Here is a 12062-nt window from a genome sequence, read left to right as displayed (position 1 = left end):
GTCCGGTCAGGCGACCGGCAAAACGGCGGGAGCGGCGGGAGCGGGGGTCACCCCGCCCAGTTCGCGGGCGCGAGCCGCGGCGGCGCGCACGGTGCTCGACAGCAGGCCCTGCAGGATGCCGTCGGCCATCAGCACCGACAGCCCGGCCTGGGTGGTGCCGCCGGGGGAGGTGACGCCGGCACGCAGGTCCGCGGCGGACTGGCCAGTCGCCCCCATCAGCGCCCCGGCTCCTTCCACCGTGGCGCGGGCCAGCCGCTCCGCCACCTCCGGCGGCAGTCCGGCCTCCACGCCCGCATTGGTCAGGCAATCCACCATGTAGAAGACATAGGCGGGACCCGAGCCGGATACAGCGGTCGCCGCATCCACCAGCGCCTCGTCCTCCAGCCATTCCAGGCTGCCGACGGCGCCCAGCAGGCGGCCGGCGCGCTCGACGACGCCGGCCAGGACGTCGGCCGGGATGCCGGGGCCGGCGACGGCGACCGTCGCCCCGCGGCCGACCGCGGCCGGGAGGTTGGGCATGGCGCGCACATGCGCGCCGGCCGCCGGGAACAGCAGCTTGAGGTCTGCCAGCGTCTTGCCGGCCATGATCGAAACGACGAGGCTGCCGCCCGACAGCCACCCCTCGACCGCCGGGGCGGCGGCGGCCACCATCTGCGGCTTCACCGCCGCAACCAGGATGTCGGCATGGCCGGTGCCGGCGGGGTTCAGATGGAAGCCGGCGTGGCCGGCCAGCGCCTGCAACTCGGCGGTCGGTGTCGGGTCGATGACCGCGATCGCGCTCCCGGGCACGCCCTGCGCCAGCCAGCCGCGCAGCATCGCCGCCCCCATGCGCCCGGCGCCGAGCAGAAGGATCGAGACGTCGGGGCTATGGTCGGAGGCGGGCACCGGGCTGGTCATGGCGTCGCTGGTCTCTCACATGGTCGAAGGGGAGGAACCGGGCAGGCTTGCGCGCCTGCAGCCACGGGAGGCCCCCGCGCTGCAGCGGTCCGTCACGCTGCCCGCCGATTGTCTGGATTGGCTGCCATTCCGACCCGGTCCGTCCGGGGGCGCAGCGAGTCCTATTTAACGCAGAAGCCACCCGGCTTTCCATCTGGTATTTTCATCATTTTGCCGTCTTATGTTCTGTATACGAGTTGATTTTCAGAATGAACAACGGCTTTTCACCGCAATCGCAGAGCGATCATGTCGGGTCAAGGAGTGTTCCCCGACAAGCTCCGCAGAAAATACGGCTTCCTCGCAGCACGCCGATGAAAGTTCCGTTCTCAGCGTGCGCGACAGGCGTTTCTTCTTGATGGCGTCCGGATTGCCGACGGGCTTACGGACTTGGCAGCCACGGCCTGCCCGCCCCCCCGCAACGGGAGAGCGGATGATGGTTCGACCGCGTCGGCGACAGCCGGGATCCCGGCGCGCCCCGCCTTCGGGCTTGTGCACCCGCGCGACAGATCACCCCTTGAGCGGCCTTGCCTTCGCCTTGTCCGGGGGCTTGCGATCGGGAACCGGGGGAGCGGATTTCTCGGTCCCGGCCTCTCCCAGATAGGTCTGGGCGGCGGCGACCACCGTCTGCCAGGGGCGGTTCAGGGCGGCCTCCGGCCAGCCGCCGGCGAACAGGCCGGAGATCATCCAGCCCGCCATCAGCGTCACCGCGAGCTGTTCGGAAAAGCCGCCGGTCTTCAGGATCGGCAGCGCGAAGTTGCGCCGCCGCTTGATCGGCCACAGCAACGGCAGGCCGGCGGGCGTCAGCAGGTCGCCCGCCAGATGGGTCAGGTAGCCGACGATGAAGGGGACCAGCAGGCGCGAATAGGCCGCATGCTCATGAAGCAGCCAGACGCAGCCCGCGATCGCCAGGACCGAGTGGGTGATGCCGCGGTGGCCGAAGATGCCGGACACGGCCAGCGACAGCGGCCGCATCATCTGGCCCATCGTCGATTTCGGATGGTCGATGTCGGGCGCCAGCGCTCCGACGATCGCCGCGCCGAACGCCACCAGATCGAACTCCACCCCATACCGGCTGGACAGGTAGAACCAGGTCGCACCGCCGACGATTATGTGAGAGGACGCCATCAACGTCGGTCACCGCGGAGCCTGAAGCGGGTTGGTCGGGGCCGGCGCCGTTGCCAGGGCCGAATTTGGGGGAGCCTGACATTAAGGCACATTTCGCTTCCAGAACAATGCTTCAAAATGAAAGGAGGGATTCCCTGGGCGCATAACCAGCATGCGCACGGCAGGGGACGGACGCCGGCGAACGGACGACCCGCGGCATTCCCGGGGGCCTGCATATGCGGTAATGCGTTGCAGGCCGAACCTGTTGATCATGGCCGGAAGGAATGCGATCCTGCCGCCTCATCATCGGGCGGGCAGGATGTCATCGAACACGTCACCGAATGGCGGCAAGCGCCTGACGATCGGGGTCGTCGACGATGATCCGGCCGTTCTCCAGACGGTCGCCGACCTGCTGGCCGGCGAGGGATTCGAGCCGGTCCGCTGCCCCGACGCCGCCTCCCTGATGGCGGTCCTCGCCTCCGTCCGGCTCGACCTGATCGTCCTGGACCTGCGCCTGCCCGACCGCGACGGCATTTCCATCGCAGCCCAGGTGCGGGGCACGATGGACGTGCCGATCATCATGCTCACCGGACGCGGCGACGACATCGACCGCATCATGGGGCTGGAGGTCGGCGCCGACGACTACATCGTCAAGCCGTTCAACAACCGCGAGTTCATCGCGCGGGTGAAGGCGGTCCTGCGCCGCACCGCCCGCGAGCCCATCCGCGAGACCGCACATGTGCCGCCGCCCTGCAAGCGCGGCTACCGCTTCGCCGGCTTCACGCTGGACGAGGATGGCCGCCGGCTGTTCGACCCGGCCGGCAAGCCGGTGTCCCTGACCGTCGCCGAGTTCGACCTGCTGCTGGCGCTGGTCCGCGCCCATGGGCGGGTGCTCAGCCGCAACCAGATCCTCGACCTGACGCATCACGACCGCGACGACGTCTTCGACCGGACCATCGACGTCCTGATCCTGCGCCTGCGCCGCAAGATCGAGAGCAATCCGCAGCAACCCTGGCTGATCCGGACGGAACGCGGGCTCGGCTACGTGTTCGACTGCGACATCGAGGCAATCGGCACTTGATCCGGGGACACTGATCCGGTGGCGGCCGGTCCGGCGGCCGCGGTTCCGTTAACAAGATTACAGCCCCTCCCCATCGTCCGTGAAATCGGCCATTCACGCTGGCGGGGTATGCTGGCCGGACCAACAAACCCGTCCTCGTCAAAAAAGCCATTTCGACCTCCTGGGAGGAGTGTTCCGTGAAATCCACAGGCAATTGGATCAAGTCGGCCGGCCTCGGCCTGGGAATCCTCGCTGCCGGGGCCGTCCTCGCCGCCACGGCGGCGCCGGCCAAGGCGCAGGGCACGCTGACCGTCCTGTGCGGCGTGCAGGAGGAGTGGTGCAAGGCCATCGCCGTCGCCTTCGAGAAGAAATCCGGCACCGCCGTCGCCATGAGCCGCAAGAGCGCCGGCGAGGCGCTCGCCCAGATCCGCGCGGAAGCGGCCAACCCGAAGACCGATGTCTGGTGGGGCGGTCCCGGCGACCCGCACCTCCAGGCGGCGGAGGAGGGGCTGACCCTCGCCTACGAAAGCCCGCAGTTCAAGGACCTGCAACCCTGGGCGCAGAGCCAGTACAAGCAGTCGCAGGGCCGCAGCATCGGCATCTACGCCGGCGCGCTCGGCTTCACCTACAACACGGAGCTTCTGGCCAAGCGCAAGATCCAGGCCCCGAAATGCTGGGCGGACCTGCTCCGTCCGGAGTTCAAGGAAGAGATCCAGATCGCGAACCCCAACGCCTCCGGCACCGCCTACACCGCGCTGGCGACGCTGGTCCAGATCCTGGGCGAGGACAAGGCCTTCGATTACCTGAAGAAGCTGAACGACAACGTCAACCAGTACACCAAGTCGGGAAGCGCGCCGGCCGCCGCGGTCGCGCGCAGCGAGACGCTGGTCGGCGTCATCTTCATGCATGACGGCATCAACCAGAAGATCAACGGCTTTCCGGTGGACGTCGCCGCCCCCTGCGAGGGAACCGGCTACGAGATCGGGTCCGTCAGCATCATCAAGGGTTCCAAGAACCTCGACGCCGCCAAGGCGTTCTACGAGTTCGCCCTGTCGCCGGAAGGACAGGCCACCGGGGCCGAGACCAAGCAGTTCCAGATGCCGTCGAACCGGAAGTCGGCGACCCCTCCCGAGGCCCCGAACCTCGAGGCGATCCGGCTGATCGACTACAACTTCCAGAAATACGGAACCGCCGAGGAGCGCAAGCGCCTGCTGTCGCGCTGGGATGCCGAAATCAAGTCCGTCGCCCGGTAACCGCCTCCGCTTCCCTCATTCCGGCCGAATCCGCCATTCGCCGCCCATTTCCCGGGCGGCGGAGCCGGCCGTGCTCGGCCCGTCAGAACCCTCAGGTGATGTGATGCGTCCTCGCTCAGCAATATGGCTGGCGCTGGGGTGGGTGGGCTTTGCCCTGCTCCCCTGGTTCGCCGGCGGCGGCACCCAGCCCGCCCTCGAACCGCCGGCGCCCGGCCCGGCCGGCTCCGCCCTGATCGACGGCCTGACGAACGGACGCTGGTGGCTCCTGCCCATCGCCCTGCCGCTGCTCCTGGCGCTGGCCGTCACCGCGCTTCCCCGGCTGCGCCCCCGTCAGCCGGCGGCGCTGCTGGCCGCCGGCGCCTTCGGGCTCGCCTGGGTGGCGGTGCAGGGCTTCGCGATCGGCCTCGACGGCTGGGCGTGGGGATGGCTCGGCAGCCTGTTCGGCCCGCTGCCGCGCGGGCAGGGAGGCTACGGCATCGGTGCGGTGCTGACCGTGCTTTCCTTCCTGTTCCTGATGACCAGCGGCTTCGCCGGCCTCGGCTTCATGAAGGGGGACCGCTTCACCGCGGGCGCCATCGGGCTGGTGCTGGCCGCCATCGCCGCCTTCGTCTTCCTGCCGGTGGGCTATGTGCTGAGCGGTGCCGGCGACACCGGCGACGGCGGCTTCTCGCTGGTGGCGCTGGCTGGGCGGATCGCGGCCCCCGACATCTGGCGCCTGTCCTGCCTGACCGAGGCGAAGGCCTGCGGCGTGGTCTGGAACAGCGTCTTCCTGGCGGTGCTGACCGGCATCGCGACCACCCTGCTGGGCCTGGCCTTCGCCCTGGTGGCGGTGCGCACCGGCTTCCGCGCCAAGAAGCTGCTGCGGCTGCTGACGGTGCTGCCGATCATCACCCCGCCCTTCGTCATCAGCCTCGCCGTCATCCTGCTGTTCGGGCGCAACGGCACGGTCACCCTGGCGCTGTCGGACTGGTTCGGCATCCCGGTCTCGCGCTGGATCTACGGGCTTCCCGGCGTCCTGCTCACGCAGACCCTGGCCTTCACCCCGATCTCCTTCCTGGTGATGATCGGCGTGGTGCAGGGCATCGGCCCGTCGCTGGAGGAGGCCGCGCAGACCCTGCGGGCCAGCCGCTGGGTCACCTTCCGCACCGTCACCTGGCCGCTGATGCGTCCCGGCGTCGCCAACGCCTTCCTCATCAGCTTCATCGAGAGCCTGGCCGACTTCGGCAACCCGCTGATCCTCGGGGGCAACCTGGAGGTGCTGTCGACCAAGATCTACTTCGCGGTCGTCGGCGCGCAGAACGATCCCGGCCGCGCCGCGGCGCTGGGCATCATCCTGCTCTGCCTGTGCCTCGGCGCCTTCTGGGTGCAGCGCCAATGGCTCGGCAAGAAATCCTATGCGACGGTGGGCGGCAAGGGGGACAACGGCATCCCGTCCGAACTTCCCCGCGGGATCAGGATCGCCGCCTACGCCACGGCGCTTCCCTGGGCCGCCTTCACCTTCATCCTCTACGGCCTGATCCTGTTCGGCGGCTTCACCGAGAACTGGGGACGCAACAACAGCCTGACCCTGCGCCACTACCTGGCGGCCTTCGACCTGAGCTGGGGGCCGGGCGGCCTGATCTGGTCGGGCCGCGCCTGGGGATCGCTGTTCACGACGATCGAGGTCGCCGCCCTGTCGGCGCCGCTGACCGCCGCCGTCGGCCTGCTGACCGCCTACCTGCTGGTCCGCCAGCAGTTCAAGGGCCGCGGCGCCTTCGAGTTCCTGACGATGCTGAGCTTCGCCATTCCCGGCACCGTCATCGGCATCAGCTACATCCTCGCCTTCAACCAGCCGCCGATCGAGCTGACCGGCACCGTCACCATCCTGATCATCTGCTTCGTCTTCCGGAACATGCCGGTCAGCATCCGGGCCGGCGTCGCCGCCATGTCGCAGATCGACCGCAGCCTCGACGAATGCTCGCTGACGCTGGGTGCCGGCAGCGTGCAGACGATCCGCCGGGTGATCCTGCCGCTGCTGCGCCCGGCCATCGTGGCCTCTCTGGTCTACAGCTTCGTCCGGGCCATCACCTCGATCAGCGCCGTCATCTTCCTGGTCAGCCCGAAATACGAGCTGGCCACCGCCTACATCGTCGGCCGGGTCGAGCAGGGCGATTTCGGCCTCGCCATCGCCTACAGCTCGGCACTGATCGTGCTGATGTCGATCGTCATCGCGCTGATCCAGTTCGCCGTCGGCGAACGCCGGATCGGCCGCCGCACCGCCACTTCCGCCACGCTTCAGGAGAAGCCGGTATGAGCATCGCCAGCAAGGCCGCGGGCGTCGAGTTCCGCAACGTCACCCGCCGCTACAACACCGTCGCCGCGGTGGACGATGTCAGCTTCACCATCGAGGCGGGCACCCTCGTCACCCTGCTCGGCCCGTCGGGCTGCGGCAAGACCACCACGCTGCGCATGATCGCCGGGCTGGAGATGGCGACCAGCGGGACGATCCTGATCGGCGGCAAGGACGTCACCCGGCTGCCGGCCACCGACCGCAACGTCACCATGGTGTTCCAGTCCTACGCGCTGTTCCCGCACATGACGGTGGCGGACAACGTCGCCTATGGGCTGGTGGTCAGCGGCGTGCGCAAGCGCGACGCCGCCGCCAAGGCGGCCGAGGGGCTGGAGCTGGTCGGGCTCGGAGGCTACGGCCAGCGCCTGCCGAGCGAACTGTCGGGCGGCCAGCAGCAGCGCGTCGCCGTCGCCCGGGCCCTGGTGCTGGAGCCGGAGGTGCTGCTGTTCGACGAGCCGCTGTCCAACCTCGATGCCAAGCTGCGCCGCAAGATGCGCGACGACATCCGCGAGTTGCAGCAGAAGCTCGGCCTGACCTCGGTCTACGTCACCCATGACCAGGAGGAGGCGCTGGCCGTCTCCGACCGCATCATTGTGATGAACAAGTCGGTGATCGCCCAGAGCGGCACGCCGGACGAGCTGTACCGCCGGCCGAAGAACCGCTTCGTCGCCGACTTCATCGGCGGCGCCAACCTGATCGACGGCGAACTGGTCGGGCGCAGCGGCGGCACCGCCACGGTGGCGCTCGGCCGGCTGACGCTGTCGGTGCCCGATCCGGGGCTGCCGGCCGGGGAGGTCCTGCTGGCCATCCGGCCCAACGCGATCCGCCTGCGGCCCGCCCCCGTGGGAAGTGCCGCGGACAATGCCGCCAGCGAGGGCATCCCGGTCACCGTGCGCAAAGCCACCTATCTCGGCTCGCACATGGAATACGGGCTGGCCAGCGAGTTCGGCGACCTGTTCGTGGTCGATCCGAACGTCTCCAACCCGGTGCCGGCGGGGGCCAGCGCGCTCGCGACCTTCACCGGCGACGGCATCGCCGCCGTCGGACGCTGACGCAGCGGCGCCGCGGGCGGCGCGGAGAGAAGGGAGGTCGGGGGTGGAAGGAAGGGCAACGCCGTCCCGGCGGACGCGCCTCGGGATCCGGTCCGGGCTGGACGCCGCCATCGCACGGACCTGCGCCGGCGCGGAGGAGCTGCGCCGGCGCGGGCCGGCCGAACGCCGGCGGGCTTCTTTTCCCGCTGGCGCGGGCAAGGCGGACGGCTGTAGCCTCCCAACCGATGGTCAAGCGCGTGTTGCCCCCCGTTAGCGTCCGCGGCCGGCTGCTCGCCGCCTTCGGAACCATGGTGGTCCTGACCGCCGCGGTCGGCGGGGTCGGATGGATCGGGCTGGGGGAGACGGAGCGCTCCCTGCTGTCGCTGCAGCGCGACGGGCTCGGCAACATCGCGCTGGCGATGCGGATGGCGGAGCTGAGCACCGGGCTGGCCGCCCGCGCGCCCTTCATCGCCGCCATCGAAGCCACACCGGGGCTCGACGAGGAACGCAGCCAGCTCGAACTGAAGCTCGCCGACCTGACGGGGCTGGTCAACCGGCTGCCGGGGCTGGAGCGCGTGTCGCTGCACGTCCCCTCCGACGCCCCGTCGCTGGTGCGGCTCGCCGGCCGGCTCGACGGCACGCTGCGCAACCTGATGGACGTCACCGGCGAGGCCATCGCCGTGCGGGCGGAGGCCGCGACGATCCGGTTGGGCCTGGAGCGCCAGCGCATCCTCGGCGAGACGCTCGCCGCCGCCGCGGCCAGGACCTTCGAGCATCCCGGTTTCGAGGTCGTGGGAACGCCGCCCCTGCCCTTCTCGGTGCTGCGGCTGGCCGACCGCACGCGGGACACCGTCTCCGCCGCCCTCTCCACGAACAACCCGGCCGACCTCGCGCGCTGGCGCACCGGCTTCGAGGCCGACCGCCAGAGCCTGCGGGCGATCGACACCGCCACCGCCGGGCTGGCCCTGCTTGCCCCGTCCCTCGACCAGCTTCTCGGCGTGCTGGACACCCAGGCGCCGGTGTTCGACATCCGCGGGCGCCAGCTCGGGATCGAGCAGCGCAGCCGCTTCCTGGTCGCCGCCGCCAACACCCTGTCGGTCCAGTTGAACCGCGAGGTGGAGAGCGTCACCACCGCGATGCAGTCGGCGGCCCGCAGCCGGAGCGACGCCACCTTCTCCGCCCTGTCGTCGGGCAAGGCCGGCATCCTCGCCCTCGGCGTGCTGTGCGCCCTGGCGGCGGTCGCGGCGGCGGTCTACGTCATGCGCGACGTCGCCGGCAACCTGCGGGCGGTGACGCGGGCGATGTCGGCGCTGGCCGGCGGCGACCGGCTGGTCAGCGTCCCGGCCACCGGCCGGCCGGACGAGATCGGCGACCTCGCCCGCGCCTTCAGCGTCTTCAAGGAGAACGTCGCCGAACGCGATGCCCTGGCGCGGAAGCTGGGCGAGAACTCGCGCATGCTGAAAGCCGTCTTCGACAACATGAACGACGGCCTGTCGGTGTTCGACGAGAACGGCCGGCTGGTCACCTGGAATCCCCGCTTCCTCGACCTCAACGGCTTCACCCCGGCCGAGGTCGCCGGACGCGAGCTGGCCGAACTTCAACGGAGCCTGTCGAGGCGCGGCGTCGGCATCCACATGCTCGACGGCAGCAGCGTCGACCTGGAGGAGCTGACCCGGCTGCGGACGCGGCAGGCCGTCCGCTGCGAGCATCATTTCCCCGACGGGCGCGTGGTGGAACTGCACAGCAGTCCGATGCCGTCCGGCGGTTTCATCACCACCTACTCCGACCTGACGGAACGCAAGGACATCGAGAAGCAGCTCCGCCACGCGCAGAAGATGGAGGCGGTCGGCCAACTGACCGGCGGCATCGCCCACGACTTCAACAATCTGCTCGCCGCGATCATCGGCAACCTCCAGATGATCCACGACGAAACCGTGGAACAGGAGCAGGTGCGCGGCAAGGCGCTGCGGGCGCTCGACGCGGCGGAACGGGGCGCGACGACGATCCAGCGCCTGCTCGCCTTCTCGCGGCAGCAGGCGCTGCAGCCGCAGGCGATCGACCTGAACGAGCTTGTCGAAGGAATGCTGGATCTGCTGGCCTACGGCCTGGGCGGCGGGATCGTCCTGAAGACCGAACTGGCGCCCGGACTGCCCCCGGCCCTGGTCGACCCTGGGCAGTTGGAGAACGCGTTGCTCAACCTCGTCGTCAATGCCCGCGACGCGCTGGCCGACGGCGGCACGATCGTCATCGCCACGGAGGCCGACGGAAGGGACGCCGGCGGTGCCGCCGCGGGAGGGGGCGGCGACGCGATCGTCCTGTCGGTCCGCGACAACGGCAGCGGCATGCCGCCCGCCGTGCTGTCCCGCGTGTTCGAGCCGTTCTTCACCACCAAGCGCTTCGGACGGGGCAGCGGGCTCGGCCTGTCGATGGTCTACGGCTTCGTCCGGCAGTCAGGGGGCAAGGTCGACATCCACAGCGAGGTCGGCGCCGGCACCCGGGTCGCCATGTCCTTCCCGTGCGCGCGGCTGCAGCCCGAGGCGCCGTCCCAGCCGCGGGATCCTGGCCTGGTCGAGGGCGGGCGGGAACGCGTCCTGGTGGTGGAGGACGACGCCACCCTGCGCATGACCACGGTCGACATGCTCACGGCGCTGGGCTACCGGGCGGTGCCTGCGGCGTCCGCGGAAGAGGCGCTGGTCCTGCTGGAGAGGACGGCGTTCGACCTGCTGTTCACCGACGTCATCCTGACCGGCGGCATGAACGGACCCGCCCTGGTGGCGGTCGCGAAGGTCAGGCAGCCGTCGTTGCAGGTCCTGTTCTGTTCAGGCTATGCGCGGGATTTCCTGGTGGAGAGCGCCAGCCTGCCGCTGGACATCCACTTCATCCAGAAACCCTACCAGAAGCCGCTGCTCGCCGCCCAGGTCCGGAACGTCCTCGGCAACGGCGCCCAGCCAGCCGCCCAGTCCGGCCCCGTACGCAGCCTGGCCGACCAGACGGCGACGCCGGAACGGGGCTGAGGCGGCAAGGCAGAGGACCAGGAACCGGACCGCAGGTCGACGCCGAGCCCCCGAGACAGGAGGGGAAACGGGAAGGCCCGCGACCTCCGGCGGCAGGGACGCTGCCGGAGATCGCGGGCCTTCGCCGTGGCGGTCGGTCAGTTCGCCACGGCCTTGATCTCGGCGTCCCAACGGCTCAGCAGGCGCTTGCGCTCCTCGACCATGCCGTATTTCTGGAAGTTGTAGTCGATCAGCCGGACATCTTCGAACTTCGGCGCATCGGGCGGCGACACCGACTGCTTGTTGGACGGCGTCATCTGCATGTTGACGGCTCCGTAGTTCTGCGCTTCCGGCGTCAAGGCGAAGTCGTAGAACGTCTTGGCGGCGTCGAGGTTCTTGGCGCCCTTGAGGATGCTCATCGAACCGATCTCGTAGCCGGTTCCCTCGCAGGGGGTCGAGATGTCGACCGGGAACTTGTTGACCTTCTGGATGACGCTATCGTTGACCCAGGAGATTCCGACCAGCGTCTCGCCGCGGGCGACGGCCGCTGCCGGGGCCGCACCGGACTTCGTGTACTGGTTGATGCTCTCGTTGAGCTTCTTCAGGTAGTCGAAGCCGGCATCCTCGCCGAAGATCTGCACGAGCGTCGCAAGCGTCGTGTAGGCCGCGCCGGAGGAGTTGGGATTGGGCATCTGGATCTCGCCCTTGAACTCCGGACGCAGCAGGTCGGCCCAGCATTTCGGCGGCTGGATCCCGCGCTTGGCCAGCATCTCGGTGTTGTAGACGAAGCCGAGCGCGCCGGCATAGATCCCGACGCTGCGCCCGTTGGACTGCTTGTACTGGCTCTGCGCCCAGGACTGCAGGTCCTTCAGGTGGGCGCTCTCGTAGGGGACGCTCAACCCTTCCTCGGCCGCCTGAAGGTGCGGGTCGCCCGAGCTGCCCCACCAGATGTCGATCTTCGGGTTGTTCGCCTCGGCCCGAATCTGCGCCAGAGCCTCGCCGGCGCTCTTGCGGGTCATCGCGACGCTGATGCCGGTCTTCTTCTCGAAGGCGACGACCATCGCCTTGCACCATTCCTCCTGCACGCCACACATGACGGTGACGCTTCCCTGCGCATGGGCCGAGCCTCCACCAAGCGCAAACAGGGCGCCGATACCGACAGCCAGAGAAGCCGCTCTGGCAAATGCAGAAATCATGGAAAAATCCTCCGACTTGTTCTAGATTATTATTTTCACGAGGATGCCATTTTATCCAAAAATATTTGCATTTCTGAACATAAATGGCATCAATAGCGAAGAGAGAACAAGAACGATATTGATTTCTCTTCGCCTCTTTCACCGCCGTCGCGTGGCGTCG

8 protein-coding genes are annotated in these 12062 nt (G+C 69.0%); 5 read left to right on the top strand and 3 right to left on the bottom strand.

Annotated elements, in window-relative coordinates; all coding sequences use genetic code 11:
• Positions 1-6: 6 nt before the first annotated feature.
• Entirely contained in the window at positions 7-897 is an 891-nt protein-coding gene (gene proC / locus J2850_RS12485) for a pyrroline-5-carboxylate reductase (protein WP_209982049.1), read from the bottom strand.
• A 546-nt stretch (positions 898-1443) separates the two neighbouring features.
• Positions 1444-2061 carry a metal-dependent hydrolase gene (locus J2850_RS12480; RefSeq protein ID WP_209982047.1) on the bottom strand — a complete coding sequence of 206 codons (618 nt, stop codon included), beginning with the start codon at positions 2059-2061 and terminating at the stop codon, positions 1444-1446.
• A gap of 298 nt (positions 2062-2359) precedes the next feature.
• On the opposite strand from J2850_RS12480, the gene J2850_RS12475 reads away from it, so the two are divergent.
• From J2850_RS12475 to J2850_RS12455, 5 genes are all read left to right on the top strand, one after another.
• Positions 2360-3121 carry a response regulator transcription factor gene (locus tag J2850_RS12475; protein WP_246513015.1) on the top strand — a complete coding sequence of 254 codons (762 nt, stop codon included), beginning with the start codon at positions 2360-2362 and terminating at the stop codon, positions 3119-3121.
• A gap of 176 nt (positions 3122-3297) precedes the next feature.
• Positions 3298-4353 carry an ABC transporter substrate-binding protein gene (locus J2850_RS12470; RefSeq protein WP_307354394.1) on the top strand — a complete coding sequence of 352 codons (1056 nt, stop codon included), beginning with the start codon at positions 3298-3300 and terminating at the stop codon, positions 4351-4353.
• Between the two features lie 103 nt (positions 4354-4456).
• Entirely contained in the window at positions 4457-6646 is a 2190-nt protein-coding gene (locus tag J2850_RS12465) for an ABC transporter permease (protein ID WP_209982045.1), read from the top strand.
• Positions 6643-7734 (top strand): ABC transporter ATP-binding protein, encoded by a 1092-nt coding sequence (locus tag J2850_RS12460; RefSeq protein WP_209982043.1) that lies wholly within the window; start codon positions 6643-6645, stop codon positions 7732-7734. Before J2850_RS12465 ends, J2850_RS12460 begins: the two co-directional genes overlap by 4 nt.
• Before the next feature lie 236 nt (positions 7735-7970).
• Positions 7971-10727 (top strand): PAS-domain containing protein, encoded by a 2757-nt coding sequence (locus J2850_RS12455; protein WP_209982042.1) that lies wholly within the window; start codon positions 7971-7973, stop codon positions 10725-10727.
• 137 nt (positions 10728-10864) lie between these two features.
• Here the strand turns inward: J2850_RS12455 and J2850_RS12450 are convergent, their stop codons facing one another.
• On the bottom strand, positions 10865-11902 hold the full coding sequence (locus J2850_RS12450; RefSeq protein WP_209982040.1) for an ABC transporter substrate-binding protein: 1038 nt from the start codon (positions 11900-11902) through the stop codon (positions 10865-10867).
• Positions 11903-12062: the final 160 nt, after the last annotated feature.

The sequence above is a fragment of the Azospirillum picis genome (assembly GCF_017876115.1).
Taxonomy (GTDB): Bacteria; Pseudomonadota; Alphaproteobacteria; order Azospirillales; family Azospirillaceae; genus Azospirillum; species Azospirillum picis.
The sequence above is the reverse complement of the archived record's forward strand: the minus strand, read 5'-3'. Positions and strand labels throughout refer to the sequence as shown.